At 46.2% G+C, this 17493-nt stretch carries 16 protein-coding genes; 3 read left to right on the top strand and 13 right to left on the bottom strand.

All coding sequences use genetic code 11. The features are described 5' to 3' along the window. Positions 1 to 31 precede the first annotated feature (31 nt). The 10 genes from HP548_RS05440 to HP548_RS05395 all read right to left on the bottom strand — a co-directional run bounded on the left by HP548_RS05440 (position 32) and on the right by HP548_RS05395 (position 11924). The gene (locus HP548_RS05440; RefSeq protein ID WP_175381202.1) at positions 32 to 472 is read right to left on the bottom strand and encodes a DUF456 domain-containing protein; all 441 of its coding nucleotides are present in this window, start codon (positions 470 to 472) and stop codon (positions 32 to 34) included. Between the two features lie 54 nt (positions 473 to 526). Continuing rightward, positions 527 to 1276, bottom strand: coding sequence for a Cof-type HAD-IIB family hydrolase (locus HP548_RS05435; protein WP_076290920.1), 750 nt, complete (start codon positions 1274 to 1276; stop codon positions 527 to 529). Positions 1277 to 1949: 673 nt separating this feature from the next. Then, positions 1950 to 2822: a metal ABC transporter permease gene (locus tag HP548_RS05430; RefSeq protein ID WP_063566127.1), complete on the bottom strand. Its 873-nt coding sequence runs from the start codon at positions 2820 to 2822 to the stop codon at positions 1950 to 1952. Continuing rightward, positions 2822 to 3781, bottom strand: coding sequence for a metal ABC transporter permease (locus tag HP548_RS05425; protein ID WP_063566128.1), 960 nt, complete (start codon positions 3779 to 3781; stop codon positions 2822 to 2824). Before HP548_RS05425 ends, HP548_RS05430 begins: the two co-directional genes overlap by 1 nt. A 3-nt stretch (positions 3782 to 3784) precedes the next feature. Continuing rightward, positions 3785 to 4606, bottom strand: a complete 822-nt coding sequence (locus tag HP548_RS05420; RefSeq protein WP_246317948.1) for a metal ABC transporter ATP-binding protein — start codon at positions 4604 to 4606, stop codon at positions 3785 to 3787. Between the two features lie 31 nt (positions 4607 to 4637). Beyond that, positions 4638 to 5585, bottom strand: coding sequence for a metal ABC transporter solute-binding protein, Zn/Mn family (locus HP548_RS05415; protein ID WP_099858136.1), 948 nt, complete (start codon positions 5583 to 5585; stop codon positions 4638 to 4640). Positions 5586 to 5827: 242 nt separating this feature from the next. Further along, entirely contained in the window at positions 5828 to 7804 is a 1977-nt protein-coding gene (locus tag HP548_RS05410) for a peptidoglycan D,D-transpeptidase FtsI family protein (protein ID WP_246317947.1), read from the bottom strand. Positions 7805 to 8171: 367 nt separating this feature from the next. Continuing rightward, positions 8172 to 10196: a peptidoglycan D,D-transpeptidase FtsI family protein gene (locus tag HP548_RS05405; protein ID WP_076290925.1), complete on the bottom strand. Its 2025-nt coding sequence runs from the start codon at positions 10194 to 10196 to the stop codon at positions 8172 to 8174. 105 nt (positions 10197 to 10301) lie between these two features. Continuing rightward, positions 10302 to 11399, bottom strand: a complete 1098-nt coding sequence (locus HP548_RS05400; RefSeq protein ID WP_076290977.1) for a transglutaminase domain-containing protein — start codon at positions 11397 to 11399, stop codon at positions 10302 to 10304. Positions 11400 to 11468: 69 nt separating this feature from the next. Beyond that, positions 11469 to 11924, bottom strand: a complete 456-nt coding sequence (locus HP548_RS05395) for an ATPase (protein WP_076290926.1) — start codon at positions 11922 to 11924, stop codon at positions 11469 to 11471. 214 nt (positions 11925 to 12138) lie between these two features. On the opposite strand from HP548_RS05395, the gene HP548_RS05390 reads away from it, so the two are divergent. Together HP548_RS05390 and HP548_RS05385 are read left to right on the top strand one after the other, a co-directional pair. Then, positions 12139 to 13314, top strand: coding sequence for an MFS transporter (locus tag HP548_RS05390; RefSeq protein WP_076290927.1), 1176 nt, complete (start codon positions 12139 to 12141; stop codon positions 13312 to 13314). A gap of 354 nt (positions 13315 to 13668) precedes the next feature. Next, positions 13669 to 14016 (top strand): toprim domain-containing protein, encoded by a 348-nt coding sequence (locus tag HP548_RS05385; protein WP_024631255.1) that lies wholly within the window; start codon positions 13669 to 13671, stop codon positions 14014 to 14016. A 79-nt stretch (positions 14017 to 14095) separates the two neighbouring features. On the opposite strand, the gene HP548_RS05380 is transcribed toward HP548_RS05385, so the two are convergent. Next, a complete protein-coding gene (locus tag HP548_RS05380; protein WP_175381119.1) occupies positions 14096 to 14707 on the bottom strand; it encodes an SCO family protein in 612 nt (203 codons plus the stop codon). Positions 14708 to 14938: 231 nt separating this feature from the next. Next, complete coding sequence (cyoE, locus tag HP548_RS05375) at positions 14939 to 15868, bottom strand: heme o synthase (RefSeq protein ID WP_076290929.1); 930 nt, start codon at positions 15866 to 15868, stop codon at positions 14939 to 14941. 254 nt (positions 15869 to 16122) lie between these two features. On the opposite strand from cyoE, the gene HP548_RS05370 reads away from it, so the two are divergent. After that, positions 16123 to 17103: a metal-dependent hydrolase gene (locus HP548_RS05370; RefSeq protein ID WP_099858024.1), complete on the top strand. Its 981-nt coding sequence runs from the start codon at positions 16123 to 16125 to the stop codon at positions 17101 to 17103. Positions 17104 to 17208: 105 nt separating this feature from the next. Here the strand turns inward: HP548_RS05370 and HP548_RS05365 are convergent, their stop codons facing one another. Beyond that, positions 17209 to 17427: an alpha/beta-type small acid-soluble spore protein gene (locus HP548_RS05365; protein ID WP_017692386.1), complete on the bottom strand. Its 219-nt coding sequence runs from the start codon at positions 17425 to 17427 to the stop codon at positions 17209 to 17211. Between the last annotated feature and the right edge of the window lie 66 nt (positions 17428 to 17493).

Below are 17493 nucleotides of genomic sequence, written 5' to 3'. Positions count from 1 at the left end.
CGTACATCCAGATGAAGCCGCTCCCGAACGTCTATGCGAATCTTACCACCCAGATAATAAACAGAACAATCATGACGATTTGCAAAATAATTTTCATTACGGTGCTCGTAAACAGCCCCACCACGGAGCCAAATCCGACTTTAGAAGCTTTGGCTGGTGAAGAACCTCCGATCAGTTCCCCGATAAAAGCACCGATAAATGGCCCCAGTACAAGTCCGAATGCCGGAATGACAAATGGGCCAATGATGACACCAATCGTACTGAGAGTCGTCGATAATTTGGAGCCGCCGAATTTCTTCACACCCCAGGCACTGACGACATAATCAGCCACAAACAGCACCACTACGATCAATATCTGGAAAATCCAGAACCATACACCGAACGGAACAAAGCTGAAGAACCAGCCATAGACCAGAAACGCGAAGAAAATCGCTACAGCACCAGGCAGTATGGGATATACCGTTCCGGCCATCCCCACCGCAAACAGCAGTACAATTAAAATCCAGCCAACGGTTGCGAGCAAAGGTTACTCCCCCTTCAAAATATGATCACGGATGACTTCGACTATGCCATCTTCGTTGTTGCTCGCTACGATCAGGTCAGCCGCTTCCTTCACTTGTTCCTGCGCGTTGCCCATGGCAACACCAAGACCCACGGCTTCAATAACAGCCAGATCATTCAAGCTGTCTCCAACAGCAACCACTTCGGACATCTCTATACCCAGAAGCTTGCAGACTTCAGCTACGCCGCTCGCTTTGGATACACCACCAGGGTTAATCTCAATATTAACAGGTGATGAGTTCGTCATTTGCAAGCCGCCCATTTGTTGCAGCTCCATCATAATCTGGTGACGGACTTCATCTACTTCGGTATTGAATCCGAATTTCAGCCATTCCAGACCTTCAATATTGTCCGTCCAGCGATCCCGGTTAAACAGCTCTTCCACGGAATATGCCCAGTACCAGCTATTATATTTTTCGCCAATCTCCTGCATTTTGCGGATCAATGCCGGGTCCATCAGATGGCGCATATGCAGATCATGCGGAGCTTTCCAGACTTCACTGCCATTGACCGTTACCATCGGGGTCTCCAGCCCAAGCTGTACCGCATAAGGCATCGCATGAAAAACAGCTCTTCCCGTCGAAAGGCACACATGCACTCCCCGGCGAATGGCGATCTGAATCCATTTGGCGGTTTCCTGTGTGATCTCATGATTATCGTTAAGCAATGTTCCATCCATATCCAATGCAAGCAATTTGTATTTTAGTTCACTCATGCCGTATTTCCTCCTCAGTTGTCTCTCTCCAAGTTGAACTCATGGATATACATATAGACACTATGTGGACAGAAAACCTTTCGATCGCTGTTATCTTTGATTTTATATATTTCCTTTATAGCTACAACATTGGTATTCCTAAGGGTCTGCAGGGTGAACGTTACGGGGACGGATCGTCTTCCGATCGCTGTTGTATCCAAATTTTCTTGAACCAACTTTCTAATAGTTGTAATTTGGATACAAAGGCGAACGCTTCGCTTCTTCAGATCGATTCCGTTCCCTCCACTACGCCTGTTATTTATAAAACCCAATATACCTGTTTGGAAAAACAAAATTTATAAAACCAAGTAATCGCTTCTTCAGGACTTTTCTGTCCTCTCCGTTTCCCAATGTATCTCCAGTTCAACTTATATGCTCTTTATATCTTATCTAACATACTCTCACAAAAAGATCGCCCGGCATTCGCGTAGGCGGATGCTCCGGACGTCACAGCTAACGACATTTTACCACAGATTGTCGGCCTGCAACAAAGTAACCCGCGATACGGGTGAACCTTTACAACATGGCAACAGGGGTCTGTTCCAATTCATGTAAGAGTCTGGTATGTAATAAAATTACCCGTAGCCATGAAAAAACCGCCTGCGATGCAGGCGGCTGCTACTTTTTTTATCCATTAACGTGCCGCGAATTTGCGACGAGCATACCGAAAGACAATACCATGCTTTGGAGACAGCAGCAGCGCTAGCACAAACAGAATTCCTGCTACGGCCACCATACAACCTGCAATGGAAGCATCCAACGCGTAAGCCATGATGTAGCCTCCTACCGAGGAAGCTGCTCCTACGAGCACGCTGTACAGAATCATTTTGCCCAATCGATCCGTGAGTAAGTAAGCCGTCGCTGCAGGTACAATCAACATGCCTACCACGAGAATAGACCCTACGCTCTCAAATGAAGCCACAGATGTCATGGAAACGAGCCCCATAAGCAAATAGTGGAACAACACCACCGGAATACCGCAGGCCGCAGCCAGCGCCGGATCAAAAGCGCACAACTTGAACTGCTTGTAGAACAGGCCGATTACAAGGAGGATGACCAGCAAGGTGATGCCCAGCATCCAAACCGCCCTTGGGCCTACATCCGTCCCCCCAAGCGTTAAGGTATCCCACTGGACATAAGCGATCTCACCGAACAAGACACAATCGAGATCCAGATCAATATGCCCGGCATTCAAACTGATCAAAATCACACCCACTGCGAAGAGTGCCGTGAACACTATTCCGATAGAAGCATCCGATGATAATCCTCCAGCCTGTAAGCTTTGAATAAAGAACACTGTCAGTAATCCAAATACGGTTGCCCCAAGCAGCATCCATAACGAATCACGTGAACCGCTCCACAGGAAAGCAATCGCAATACCTGGGAGAACCGCATGACTGATCGCATCTCCAACCAGAGCCATCCGCCTTAATATGAGAAAACAGCCAAGAATGGCACAGGCGGAGGATACCAGGATAGCCGTCAATATAATCCAAAACGTTGCCATTACAACTCACCCCGTTCCTGCTGTGCTCGCTGTGCAGAGAGTGTCTGTAGCGTGGCATGCTCTTCTCTCAAGTAAGCAGATTTCGCCTGCATACTTCGTAAACGCCGTGCTAACAGTCCGCGCCGTGGAGCAAGCAATGCGGAACCCGCAAATAGTACTGTCGCTGCCAGTACGGTTACTGGCCCTGTCGGCAGGTTAGGCACCAGGGTGCTGAAGATTGTACCTGTCGCACCGCTCAGTGCTCCAAATACGCCGGCCAACAGTACCATAAGCGAGAGCGAGTCCGTCCAGCAGCGAGCTGCTGCTGCAGGGGTCACCAGCAAAGCGGCGACCAGCACCACGCCAACCGCCTGAATCCCTGCGACAACCGCAATAACGGTCAAGAGCAGAATTAGTTGTTCCAGCATGCCAACCGGCAGTCCCATACCTCGTGCAAATCCCGGGTCAAAGCTCACCAGCTTGAATTCTTTGAACCATGCCAGACAAGCGATCAATAATACAAGACAGACACCGCCCATGACATACACATCCGTCATCACCATGGATGCGGCCTGCCCAAACAAATATTTATCAAGTCCACTCTGACTGCCGCTTGCACCGTGCTGAATCCGAGTAAGCATCACTACGCCAATACCGAAAAATACAGTTAGCACAATCCCCATTGCCGCATCCTGCTTGATCCGGGAATACCTTGTAATCCACGAAATCCCGAAGGTCGCAATGATTCCAGCCACAAGCGCACCGAACAGAAATAATCCTACGGATTTGGTTTCAGTCAACATAAACGCGATACAAATCCCTGGCAAAGCTGCATGAGCCAGCGTATCTCCCATGAGACTCTGACGACGCAAAAATGTAAAAGAGCCAATAATTCCACTACTAAAGCCGAGCAATAAGCAGCCAAGCAATATCCAGCGTGTATTGGGATCGGACAAAATAGCTACTATCCAGTTCCACATGCACTACACCTGGCCTTTCTCCGACCGGCTTCCAATCATCGCTATCCGGCCTCCGTACGTCTCTTGCAAAGTATCCGGTACAAATACTTCATTTGTGGGGCCACCTGCAACCAGCCTTCCATTAAGCAGCAACACATGGTCGAAATATTCCTCTACTGTCGCCAGATCATGGTGAACAACCAGTACGGTCTTCCCTTGCTTCTTTAACTGTTCCAACAGTGAAATGATAGCTTTCTCCGTTGTAGCATCCACACCTGCAAACGGCTCATCCATGAAATACAATTCCGCATCCTGTACCAGTGCTCTTGCCAGAAAGACACGCTGCTGCTGTCCTCCGGATAGCTGACTGATCTGGCGGTACATATAATCACCCATGCCCACTTGCTCCAGGCAGTGAGCTGCCAGATCCCGTTCTTTTTTGCCTGGACGGCGGAACCAGCCCAGATGTCCATAACGCCCCATCATGACAACATCGAGGGCGTGTGTTGGGAAATCCCAATCAACAGATTCACGCTGAGGTACGTAGCCGATGCGGCGACGCTGTTCTCGGTAGGACTGACCAAAAATTTTTACTTCGCCGTGCATTTTAGGCACTAGTCCCAGAACCGCTTTGATCAAGGTTGATTTCCCGGCCCCATTGGGACCAAGAATACCAATCAACTGACCTTCCGGGATGTCAAAAGATACCCCACTGAGCACCGGCTTTTTATGGTAAGCCACCGCCAGGTCCCGAACACTAAGCGGAGCTGATGTAGGCTGTGTTCCCTTCAGATGGTTAGCATTTAGTTGTGGTTGAGATTTTTCGGATAAAAATGTATCGCTCATGCTCTGTCCACTCCTCTCTTCATATCGTTTATCATTTTAAAGCTTCTACAATCGTCTGAGTGTTGTGGCGGATCATACCGATATACGTTCCTTCTTCTGTTCCCTCAGCACCCATTGCATCCGAGAACAGTTCACCACCAATACTTACGGTATGTCCTTTTTCGGCTGCCCCAGCAATAATCGCTTCCATCGCTTTTGCCGGTACGCTGGATTCTACAAATACCGCTTTGATATTATTTTCCACAAGGTAATCTCGCAACTCACTGACATCCCTCGCTCCATACTCTGCTGCTGTACTGATTCCTTGGAGCCCCATCACTTTCATGTCATAAGCTTGGCCGAAGTATCCAAAGGCATCATGCGCCGTAACCAATACCCGACTGGCTTCCGGTATCTCCTGGATTTTTTCCCGCACCTCGGAATCCAATGCCTCCAGTTTTGTTAGATACTGCTCCGCCTGTACCTTGTATTCTTCTGCGTGTTCAGGGTCTGCTTCCATGAGTGTATCGCGCACAGCTTCTGCGGCATGCATCCAGTGGCTGACATCAAACCAGACGTGTGGATCATATTCCGTTCCGCCTGTATCTTCCCCTGATCGCAATTCATCCACCGGAATGTTCTCCGTGACAGCTGTTACTATTTTGCTCTTGGACATTTTCTCCAAGATGTCTGTCATTTTTCCTTCGAGATGCAGCCCGTTATAGAAGATAACCTTCGCTTGCTCCAGCTTCCGAATATCTCCCTGCGAAGCCTTGTACAAGTGAGGATCTACCCCTGGGCCCATTAGCCCGGTAACATCAACATATGCCCCGCCGACTTCACGCGCTACATCCGCAATCATGCCTGTTGTTGCTGTAACCTGTACCTTCCCTTCACTACCTCCTGTTTCCGCTGCACTTGAGCACGCTGTTAGCACGATAACCAGAACAACAGCTGTCAGTGTCATTAACCCTCTCTGAATGCTCCTCATCTTCACCATCAACAATCCAAACCGCCCCTTTCCCTCTCCTAACATAATTGTCCTCATCTAATTTTGTTGTACAAGGTATTAAAATTTACACAAGACTAATAATGTTTCCCTTGTGCAAATTTTAGCTGATGCAAAATAAAAAGGCAAGGGATAATTTCCCCTGCCTGTCCCAATGAGTATTTTGGCGATTTAATTAACCTGTTTTCTTTCTCGCTTATCTTCTGTCCTATTTTCTTTGAGCTACTTCATCGCTACTCTGTATCTTTCCCCTGATCTTTCTTCCCTTTTGGAGTCCCATCAAGGCCATACACTTCATCGTAAGCATCGAAAATTTTACGTGCAATCGGAGACGCACTGACCGATCCAAAGCCACCTTCGGGCACAACAACCGCTATAGCCAACTTCGGATTATCCCGTGGTGCAAATGCGATAAATACACCGTTTTCCTTTTTGTTCGGTCCTGTTCCCTGCTCCGAGGTTCCTGTTTTTCTCGCATAATCGTAGGGGAACCCTTCAAACGAACTCACTCTGGTGACCATGCCCTTATGCACTTCATTCCAGTATACATCCGCAAAATCAACCTCGTTTAACACTTTTGGTTTGATTTTTTTGACCACATTGCCATCGGCATCACGGATTTCCTTCACCAAATGAGGTTCCATTCGTTTGCCCTTATTAGCAAGCATCGTGGTATATTGTGCAAGTTGAAGCGTTGTATATTTACCTTGCTGACCAAATGAGGCAAAAGCAAGACGTGTAAGAGCCGATTCATCTTTGTTTTTATACTCAAGTCTGCCCAAGAATTCACCAGGCAAGTCAACACCAGTTGATACACCCAAGCCAAACTCCTGCATGTGCTCGTGCCAAACATCAAGCCCTTTATCCGAGCCATATTTATTTAGAAGTCTTTTGCCAACCATATCAATCATAAAGGCATTGGAAGATTTCTCAATAGCCCGTCTCGCTGTAATATTGCCATTATATGCAGAATGGGAGTTCCTCACTTTTCTCCCGTCTTTCCCCAAAATGGCATATCCCTGGTCGGGATAGGTCTGCCCGGTCGTAAATAGTCCTTCTTTCAATCCAATCAATACACTGAGTGGCTTGATTACGGAACCTAGCAGTACAACGGATTCAGTATGTTTTTTCGAATCGTCCGGCGGGAAGGAAGCCATCGTTCCGTTGCGATAAACGTACTTGATCTTGTCATAATCCCAGTCATTCGGATCATAATCGGGCATACTCGCCATAGCCACTACATTGCCAGTATCCACTTCCATGGCTACCGCATATCCCGTAACGGCTTTCGGAAGCTTACGCAATTCATCCGTTATTGCCTGCTGTGCTGCCATCTGAATTTCCTTATTGATTGTGGAGACCAGACTGTATCCCTTCTCCGGCGGAGTCTGTTGCATCGTACCCTCTGGCAAATTACGCAAATTAATATCAATGGATTGGTAGCCGCTACGCCCACGAAGCTCCTCCTGATATTGAAATTCAAGGCCATCAACTCCAACTTTTTCTTGCTGAGTATAGCGCAATCCCGGGTCGCGTTCTGTTGCTTCAGATTTGCTGATTTCTCTATACTTATCCAAGTTGTCCTGTTGGCCCTTGAACTCTCGTGTATATCCGATCACCTGAACTGCTACCCTATCTGGATCATACTTTCTTACGTTTTCCTCAAGAACCATAGCACCTGGATATTCGGCCTTTTTCTCCATAAAATAAGCAATTTCTTTCATGTTGAGATCAGATTTCACCAGACGAGGAGTATACCCATGTGCCTTCTGAGATTCCAGATCCAAGCGTTTTAAGATCTCTTCTGCATCGGGTTGTTCTTTGTCCCCCGGATTAAACTGTTTAAACACAGCCGCCAGTTCATCTGCGAGTTCCTGTGCCTCCTGCTTGCGGTCATCATTTCTATAATCCTCATACAACAATACATAGAGGGACTGCACAGGCTCCGAATAAGCCAGCGCGACTTCCCCTGTCGCATCGTAGATTGGCCCACGAACAGGAGCGAGCGGAATATCTTTAGTATTTCGGCTGGTTTCCATATAGGTCAGTTCAGGTCCCTCCACAAATTGCACAAAGGCTAACCTGAAAATGAGGATACTGAATATCACAAACGCAGCGAAAAAAAACACATTCATTCTTACACTAGACGGCTTGTTGTTGACTGGTGTATCTTCATTGGACATTTTCTTTTTCCTCAATCGGTTAAACATGGGATAAGCCTCTCCGTTCTTATGTAAAAGTAGATTCATCTATCACGCATATTGCATCAATCGGTTCAAGTAACATACCTTTCCTTTTACAAGTCTATCAAAGGTCAACTGCCATGTCCTCCAGATTTTGGTTACATTTTCGTAAACAGAATAGACATATGGTGATACTTTCGAAACGATGTCAATACAGACATATCGTTAATCTCTTTACTTTTGAAATAAATTTTCATTCTCTTATATAACGTGGCATGCACAATGTTTGTTACATACTGATATGCAGCAGCTTGTGGGAAAGTGGCCTTTTAGTCCTGGCAAACGTAAAAAGGACCCTTAAAAGGGTCCCTTCTTTTGAAATCAACGACTTACATTACTGTGTATCTGATTCCTTATTTTTATCTTTCTTCGGTACACCGTCCAGACCAAACTCCTCGTCATATGCGTCGAAGATCGCACGTGCAACAGGGGCGGCACTGCTCGAACCAAAGCCCCCTTCAGGAATAACCACGGCTACAGCCAGCTTCGGATTGTTGCGTGGAGCGTAAGCAATAAATACCCCGTTATCCACCAATTTGCCTCCGACTAACTGTGTGGATGTACCTGTTTTTCTTGCAAAGTCATAAGGGAATCCACTAAATGCCGTTACTTCGGTTGCCATGCCTCGCTGTACTTCATTCCAGTAAGCATCATTAAAATCGACTGTGCTGAGCACTTTCGGTTTCATTTTCTCAACCACATTGCCTTCCGAATCACGGAACTCACTGACTAATTGTGGCTCCATGCGTTTTCCTTTATTCGCTAGCATCGTAGCATACTGTGCCAGCTGCATCGTTGTATATTTCCCTTGTTGTCCAAAGGAGCCATAAACAAGTCGAGTTAGTGAACTTTCATCGGTGTTCATATAATCCCGAATACCCAAGAATTCATTCGGCAGATCAATCCCAGTGGATACACCCAGACCGAACTGCTTCATGTATTTATCCCAAACATTGATTCCCTCTGCGCCATATTGGGAGTAAAGCTTCTTGCCAATCTCATCAATCATGAACACGTTCGAGGAATGTCGAATCGCATCATGGGGAGTTAACGACCCATACACGTGTCCCGATGAGTTCTGTACTCTACGGTTATCTCCACCGAAAGTCGTTGAACCACGGTCTGAATACACCGTATTTGTTGTGAAAAATCCTTCTTTCAAACCGATCAATACACTAAGCGGTTTAATCGTTGAACCGAGTAATACGATAGATTCAGCTCGTTTTTTAGAATCGTCGGGCGGGAACGAGCGAATTGTACCATTTTGATATACATACTTGATGTCATCATATTGATCGTTGCTAATACTACCCGTTCTCCAGATATTCGTGTCATAATCTGGCATACTGGCAATCGAAACAATCTTCCCTGTATCCACTTCCATAGCTACCGCAAAACCTGTTTTGGCATTCGGATGCAGCTTACCTGAAACTGGATGTGTATGCAGCCAGCTTAGTTGATCCAGTATCGCCTGTTCTGTCTTCACCTGAACATTTTTGTTAATCGTTGTAATCAGGTCGTACCCTTTTTCGGGTGGGGTAGAGCCCGCTACACCTTCAGGCAAATTCCGCAAGTCAACATCAACGGAGTTATAACCACTTTTTCCCCGCAGAACATCCTGATATTGCAGTTCCAGTCCATCAAAGCCAACAAACTCATTCTCGGTATATACAAGACCTGGGTCCGTTTGCTTTTTATTGGCCTCATCAACCTCTTTGTATTTATCCAATGTTTTGGAGCTTTTGAACTTTTTGAGATAACCAATCGTCTGAACGGCTACCGTATCCGGATCATAGTAACGCACACTTTCCTCTACAATCTGAATTCCCTTGAATTCATCCTTGTGCTGCAGGAAATAAGCCACTTCTTCATCGGACAGATCACTCTTGATCAGACGTGGCATGAACCCATTCGCTTTGCGCGAATTGAGGTCCATTGCTTCTAAGATGTTGTCGACCGTAAGGGCCTCGGAATCCTTTTTCTTATACTGCTCAAAAACATCATGCAGCCGGGTGGCGATGTCCTCCACTTCCGCTATATTCGGATTAGGCTTGCCATCCACATCCCCATAGTTTTTGTATAAAGTCAGATACAAGGATTGAATCGGCTTGGAGTAAGCCAACTTCACCTCGCCCGTGGAATCATAGATGGTTCCTCTCACGGGAGCGAGCGGTACATCTTTGGTAATGTTGCTCGCTTCCTCCTGACTGAGCTCAGGCCCTTCCACGAATTGCAAAAACGCCAAACGTACAATAATAACGCTAAAAATAACAAAGGAAGCGAAGAAAAATACGTTCATCCGGTAACTGAAGCGCCTCTTGTCCGTAAGTTCGTCCTTCTCTTTTGAATGATTGTTCATTCATCCTACCTCTTTCATGACTTGATGCATACCGTCCAGGCTGTACAGCCTCGGCATGATAACCTGGCAACGTCGTCATCTCCCGGACCCATGTCCGGCGTAATGTTAAGCTGATTGATCTTTCAGATGGGTATCGGCAAAGTTAGGAGGATTGAACCAATCGCCACTAATCGCCCAAGTGGGGTCAAGCGGAATCCAGCTTTCCGAATCACTCAAATATATTTCATTCCAGGCATGCGGACCATATCCACCCTGCCCGTTATAACCAAGCCCTGTAACCACTTTGACTTCGAGACCCTGTGAACGAGCCATGACCGCATATAGACGAGCGTAATCGATACATACGCCTTGACGTGTATCAAATGTATTTTGTGGCGTCTGCTCGTGCCATATGCCCTTTTGCTCATAGTCATCCACTTTGCCATAGTCATATTGAATGCGAGAACCTACCCAGTCATATAATGCCCTGGCTTTGGCTTCATCTGTCGTTTGACCTTTCACAATTTCTTTTGCCGCAGATTCAATATCCGCCGGAATGTTATGGTCAATGACTTCATATTTGCGTTGCAGGATCGCCCCAAGTTCCTTTTGCACGGCTTGCGTAAATACGGGCAACTTGTCCTTGATGAATGTACCTGATAATGGCTCTATAACAGATTTGGCTCCTTGCATATAAATAGGTGAAGCCTCTACATAGCGACTAAACATGCTGCCCGGATAGAGACTGACAATCATGAACAATACGGCAATCACAATCATCCCGCGGACGGAGCCAATAACTGTACCAATCACAGCACCCGTAATACGGCTGAAAAATCCTTTGGGTCTGCTCTCTTGCTCTGCCGAACTGTATCTTCTGCTGAAAATAAGGGAAGAGAGCAATCCGAGAACCAATCGGATGAAGCCATAACTAATCACAAACAACACGGCAAACCGCATCAGCGGAAAATCAGCAATGGCCGTAATCAATGTATAATACATCTGCTCCCATCGGTTCAATTCACGGTTAGGCATGTCTGCCGCATGCACAGATAACCATTGCTGAACATATGGCGCAAGCCATAAGGTTAAACCAATAGATAACAAAATACCAATGACCGCCATAATGCCATCCATGAGGAATCCAAAGAGTCTTCCTGCCGAACGCGAAGCACCTCTGGACCACCCCTGAAGCAATGAAGCGGCCACAATCAGCAGCAGCATAATCGTTATGCCATTGAATTCTTTCAGACTATCCAGCCAACTTTGCAGCACGTATTCATTCCTCCTTTACTACGAAGCCGGTGCTGTTCCGTTCTCCTGTGCCTGTTTGACAAAAGTTCGTATCGTTTCATTGTCGACCTTCCATTCACCCACGGAGATCCCCCGGAATGTAACATCGACTTTATCCGAATTCGTTCTACCCTTAATCTCCACATTGGGGCTTGTGATGGTAAATGCCCCATCCTGTCCCTTGGTGTATGTTGCTTTGGAAGCTTCTTTGAGCATCATACTGGTCGCTTCCTTCTTCAATGTGTCCATCGTACTTGATTGAACGTCAGTAACTGTCTGTTTGATCTGATCAATGGAGATGCCGCTGTATATCAGTAGAGCCGCAATAATGATGATGGCAATCGCCCATTTCAATACGGTTTTGACCACGTTCAGAACAAAGAACAAAATGATCAACGCAACCACAATCACCAGCCAGTTCTGCATCACAAACTCTTTGATTACTTCTATGTTCATGACTACACCTTCCGTATTAGAGTTGATTATTAACACTCCCGAATATTATACATGATTTCCGAAGCTGCTGTCAGCTAAGCCTCCTATGTAAAAATAAACGGTCTAAGTTCGTCCCGCCGGGCGTACAAGTAGTACCATGAGGTTCTGTCCAAGGAACGGGGAACACATCATGACCAGTTATTGAACATGCATCGCTTAACAAGGAGGGGCTTATGTGAAAACGGCCATCTGGCTATATCTATTTTTGTTCCTTGCTGTTTTTGATCTGCACGCGCAGTATCCAATCTTGACCCCTTTCGCTATCTCGCTCGGGGCAGCCCCGACCTTCATCGGCTGGATGATGGGCATCTATTCCTTGACTCATCTCCCAGGCAATCTGATTGCCGGAACCCAAATCGACAAACATGGCAGTCGTCGTTACATTGTATTCAGTTTACTGGGTGCAGGCATCATTTTGCTTATCCAGGCACAAATCCATACGCCATGGCAGCTGCTCGCCCTGCGCTCCATCAGCGGGTTTGTACTTGCTTTTCTCTCTCCGGCCTGTCTCGCATTGCTTGCGCAGCTGTCAAGTGATCCAATCAAGCAAGGTAAGTACATGTCAGGCCATGGCGTTGTACATACGCTGGCATCCGTGGTGTCCCCCGCCGCAGGCGCATTGATCGTGGGAGCTTTAGGATTTTCGGCCACCTTTGCAAGTCTCGGTTATCTGCTCATACTGTCTGGTGTTATCGCATGGTTATCCATGCCCAAAGGCCTCGTTGAAGTTCAGCACGAAAAAGTGACCGAGCCCGCCATGCCTAGCAACCTGGTTGAAGAAAAAAGAAAATTCCTGCCCGTATCCTGGCGGTACTTTGCTCTACCCCTTGTCATTGCCTGTGCCCAAGGAATTCTGTTTTTTGAACTGCCACTGCGTGGAGGCGGACATTCGTCCATGATGTCTACCGGACTTTTGTTTTCCATTATCAGTATTGGAGCACTATTTACCCTGAGCATGCTATTTCTCAACCGTTATTCTCCCAAACTGCGGTTGATTGCAGGTGTGCTGCTGATGTCTTTATGTTTCTTTGCTATGGCGGCGATACCACAGATTCCGTTGTCTTCCGTGCTTTTCGTTCTGGGGATGTCCAAAGGCATTATTTTCCCAGCCATGGCAACACTCTTTATTCATTTAAGCGGTGGAAACAAGCTGGGTCGTATCTTCTCATTGCAATCCATTGCTACCTCCATCGGTTCTTTCATCGGCCCAATCACAGCAGGACAGCTTCGTGTGGGTTTATCGCCGTATTTCATTGCTTTTGTATTATTGATGATCGGCATTATGCTGCTCCCTTATTTCACAGCCAGACGCGAAGCTTCCCTATCTGATCCTAAAAGCATACTGGGTTAACCGTATCAGAATGATCTACTATCCGTACTCTTTGACAACAGAAAGGCTAGTATTTTTCTTGGCTTTGCATCATTCCCCCATTTACAGCTAAACTATATAAAATGGACTGATGTTTTACACACGAACAAGGCGACTTCTTCATCTTCAAGATCTCTTCTTAAATATCTTCATTAGGAATGGACGATCCGTAAACGGAACAGCCACTGTTGCTGAAAGTTAGAAATCAAAGATGTTTCTGTCAACGTAGTCACTCGTGTAAAAATTAGAAAGTCCATTTTATATAATCCAGTCGATTTCCGCTGCAACATTTCCCGGGGAATGTCGACATAAGCTCTCGATCAAGAGGTGAATATGATGCCTATTCATGTCATTGTGGAAGGTAAAAACGACCGCAGCAAACTAAAACGTCTTGTAGGACCCGAAATCAACATTTTGTGCACATTTGGAACACTGAATTCTCTCAAGCTTGAGTCGCTGCGCAAACAGGTTGGTTACGATGAGGTCTACTTATTTATGGATAATGACAGTTCGGGCAAAAAAATCAGGGGTGTGCTACGAGATGCCTTCCCGGATGCAGTACAGATGTATACACGACGTGGTTATGCGGGTGTAGAGGGAACTCCCGATGAATACATCATCGCCCAGCTGGAGAAAGCCGGATTGGAATCGTATATCCAATATCCTGAATTCCCATCGTTTTAAACCGTAAGAGGCTGCTCGCCGGGTATTCATTCAACCCAGGAAGCAGCCTCTTTATTTGGCGATTATAATGAACGCATCTTTATTCCTTGATCAGATTGCGAATGTCTTCCGCAATGACTGCTGGTTCAACATCCTCTGTATTAAACGCATTGTATACCTTACGCAATTGGTTATTCCGATCCACCAATCCAATCATGTTCATGTGGGCAAAATCATCCTTGTTCTCACCCTCAATGAGGATCTGGAATGAATCCCTGGCGAGCTCCTTCGTTTGATCCATATCCCCCCGCAAGAAGTACCAGCCTTCATAATCCGCGTGGAATCGATCTGCAAATTCCTTAATCTTCTCCTTGGTATCCACTTTTGGATCAAACGAAATAGATACAAATGAGGCATCCTTGCCAAAGGTATCGTCCTCTTTCAACAGATCCTGCACCTGGGATAACGTAAACGTCGTAATTGGGCACACATCCGGACAACTGGTGAAATAAAAGTAGAACAAACGTACCTTGCCTTTGGTATCATCCAGAGATACTGTACTTCCATCCACATTTTCCATCGAAAAGGATTGAATCTCCCGAATTTCGGGTAACTTTTCCTTGCTGGCAAATACGGTGCCCCACATTAAATACACCGCCATAATTAGTGCAAGCCCTAACAGCATCCATGTCCATTTATACTTTTTCAGCATCATTATCGTCCCTTCCGATATCAGATCATATGAATACGCATACATAAAAGTTGAAGCAGTTCTCTATAAAATTCATGGACTTGAATCGTGTTTTTAATGACTTTTCCTCATTCCCATACTACTTTGATGCATATGTATACCAAGAACCCAACCGACAATGGGCCCCCTTGTTATTGTAGCTGTTCCACGGACCCGTGCCCATCTAATGTTTATTAAAGCATTTCATGCTGCTCATTTGTGCACTGTATCCAGAATCATCAATATAAAACTCAAAGATAGATAGTTAATGGAGTAAAGGAATACCTTTTTGGCCCAGGCATCTGTATTTTGTGCACGAAAGCCTTTAAGTGCGTAGTACAGCCACAGCACGGAAAGTATCAGTGAAACGGTAAGATAGAAAATTCCTGCATACCCGTAAGCATACATGAGAACTGGGACAAAGATTTGCAAAACCAGATAAGGAATCATCTGAATCTTGGTCCGTTCAATACCCTTTACCACCGGTAATAGCGGAAATCCACCAGCCCGATAATCTTCCACCCTACGGATCGCGAGCGCCCAGAAGTGTGGAGGCTGCCATAAAAACAACATGGCCAGAAGCAGCCATGCACCAAGATCCATCCGTCCAGTTACTGCGACATAACCGATGACTGGTGGCATTGCACCAGACAGACCGCCAATGGAGGTGCTCCATGTCGACGAACGTTTTAACCAAAGGGTGTACATAATCACATAGACAAACATGCCAAAAATGCCGCATAATCCGGCAAGTACCCCGGAGAAGGAAAAGAGTACGGATAATCCAATCACACCCAAAATAATGGCATAGGATAAAACGACTTTGGGTGTTAAACGTCCTGTTGGCAAGGACCTGTTGCGGGTACGTTCCATTTTGAGATCAAGTTCACGGTCAAAGTAATTGTTAAATACACAAGAAGAAGCCATAATCAGTACCGTTCCAAGCAGGGTCAGCAGCATTTTGCCGTAGTTGACGTCCCACTGGGATGCAAGCCAAAAGCCACCAAAAACCGCAATAAGGTTGGTTCGAAGAATGCCTGGTTTCGTAATATGGATAAAATCTTTCCACGTCCCTGACTTCATCGGAGGCGCAGATCGTGTTGCCGAATCGGAAGAAGCCTGGTATCTCAATGGATTGTCCACGCTTGTGAATCCCCCTTCTTCTTGATCTCATGGAGGTTTCTCTCTTTCGCCTCCGATATAAAGTTTATCACAGGAAAAGGAAAAATAGTTTGACAATGCTCGTACAATTGCTGTCAATTGAGCAGGTTCTTGTCATATCTTTGGAAATTAGGGTGTTTTGCTTCCCGGTAGGCGGATAATATACACTATATATGGGTATCACCTAGATAGAGAAGCAACTCGCATTAACGATACACCACACAAAGGAGACGTTTATGGATACTTCTACACATTTTGTCATGGGGATTGGTTTGGCCGGTCTGGCTTATGTCGATCCTGTTGTCGCGACGAGTCCCATGCTCGCAGCTGCGGTCATGGTTGGAACCATTGCAGGCTCGCAGGCTCCTGACATCGATACTGCGTTACGTCTCAAAAGCAACTCGCTCTACATCCGGAATCACCGGGGTATGTCCCATTCACTGCCATTTCTCCTGTTATGGGTACTGCTCATCACCGGTGTCATTGCACTGATCTTCCCGGGTGTCGCTGTTGGACACGTCGCGGCTTGGACTGCTGTCGCCGTTGGCGTTCACGTTTTTACCGATTTGTTCAATACCTATGGAACTCAGGCAGCACGGCCTTTTACAGAACGCTGGATTGCCTGGAACATCATTCATATTTTTGATCCGTTTCTGTTTACCACACATGTGCTGGCCATATTGTTATGGGCCTTCGATCTGATCGCCCCTGCTCCACTCTTTGTTTCACTGTATATTTTGATTGGCTTGTATTATGTATGGCGGACAATAGCACGTGCTATGGCTGTTAGACAGGTGAAACGACTCGACAAAAATAATTCTAAGGCTCATTACATGGTCATCCCAACAATATCCTGGTACCGATGGCATGTAGTGAAAAGATTTGAAGACGGCAGTTATGAGATTGGCAAAATGGACCATTCCGTCTTAACCTGGAATCTCCATGCTTCATCGTCTACTCACGCGGCTGTCGCCGCCTCACGCAACTCTCCTGAAGTCACTGCGTTTCTGTACTTCACCTCCTATGCTGTTGCAGAGGTGGAAGAATTACCAGCAGGATACAAGGTTCGCTGGGCGGATGTGCGTTATCGACACCGCAAACAGTACCCATTTGTCGCTGTAGTCGTTATGGATCGAAATTTCGAAACGATTGATACGTATGTCGGCTGGTTAAGTGACGAGAAAATGAATAAAAAACTTTTATCCGCACGCTCTTGACGAAAGGTGCATGGAAGGGCACAATCAGACATAGGAACGAATGCGCGAGAAAGCCCGGAGCGTTTCCGCTCCGGGCTTCTGCTTGTTGCTTTTTGGTTATAATAATTATTTGCCAGACCCAGCCAGAGACTGCTCAGCGATTTGTACCAGACGTTTGGTGATGTACCCACCCAGAGATCCTGTCTCACGGGAAGTGTAGTTACCGTAGTAACCGTCTTGTGGGATAGTTACACCCAGTTCTTGTGCAGCTTCGATTTTCAATTGTTGCAATGCTGAGTTTGCTTGAGGTACCACCAAGTTGTTAGAACGAGATCCTTGAGCCATATTTAAAATCTCCCTTCAATCTGTGTCTGTAATGTAATTGCAAGCTTGCAAGATTATTATGGCTCG

Origin of the sequence: Paenibacillus taichungensis (assembly GCF_013359905.1) — a bacterium.
Classification (GTDB): domain Bacteria; phylum Bacillota; class Bacilli; order Paenibacillales; family Paenibacillaceae; genus Paenibacillus; species Paenibacillus taichungensis.
Note: the sequence above shows the minus strand (reverse complement) of the source record. Positions and strands in the feature narration are given on the sequence as shown.

Coding starts and splice junctions, on each gene's coding strand:
- HP548_RS05440 (WP_175381202.1), bottom strand. CDS start 472: ATGGCCGGAACGGTATATCCCATACTGCCTGGTGCTGTAGCGATTTTC.
- HP548_RS05435 (WP_076290920.1), bottom strand. CDS start 1,276: ATGAGTGAACTAAAATACAAATTGCTTGCATTGGATATGGATGGAACA.
- HP548_RS05430 (WP_063566127.1), bottom strand. CDS start 2,822: ATGGCAACGTTTTGGATTATATTGACGGCTATCCTGGTATCCTCCGCC.
- HP548_RS05425 (WP_063566128.1), bottom strand. CDS start 3,781: ATGTGGAACTGGATAGTAGCTATTTTGTCCGATCCCAATACACGCTGG.
- HP548_RS05420 (WP_246317948.1), bottom strand. CDS start 4,606: ATGAGCGATACATTTTTATCCGAAAAATCTCAACCACAACTAAATGCT.
- HP548_RS05415 (WP_099858136.1), bottom strand. CDS start 5,585: ATGGTGAAGATGAGGAGCATTCAGAGAGGGTTAATGACACTGACAGCT.
- HP548_RS05410 (WP_246317947.1), bottom strand. CDS start 7,804: ATGTTTAACCGATTGAGGAAAAAGAAAATGTCCAATGAAGATACACCA.
- HP548_RS05405 (WP_076290925.1), bottom strand. CDS start 10,196: ATGAACAATCATTCAAAAGAGAAGGACGAACTTACGGACAAGAGGCGC.
- HP548_RS05400 (WP_076290977.1), bottom strand. CDS start 11,399: ATGCTGCTGCTGATTGTGGCCGCTTCATTGCTTCAGGGGTGGTCCAGA.
- HP548_RS05395 (WP_076290926.1), bottom strand. CDS start 11,924: ATGAACATAGAAGTAATCAAAGAGTTTGTGATGCAGAACTGGCTGGTG.
- HP548_RS05385 (WP_024631255.1), top strand. CDS start 13,669: ATGCCTATTCATGTCATTGTGGAAGGTAAAAACGACCGCAGCAAACTA.
- HP548_RS05380 (WP_175381119.1), bottom strand. CDS start 14,707: ATGCTGAAAAAGTATAAATGGACATGGATGCTGTTAGGGCTTGCACTA.
- HP548_RS05370 (WP_099858024.1), top strand. CDS start 16,123: ATGGATACTTCTACACATTTTGTCATGGGGATTGGTTTGGCCGGTCTG.
- HP548_RS05365 (WP_017692386.1), bottom strand. CDS start 17,427: ATGGCTCAAGGATCTCGTTCTAACAACTTGGTGGTACCTCAAGCAAAC.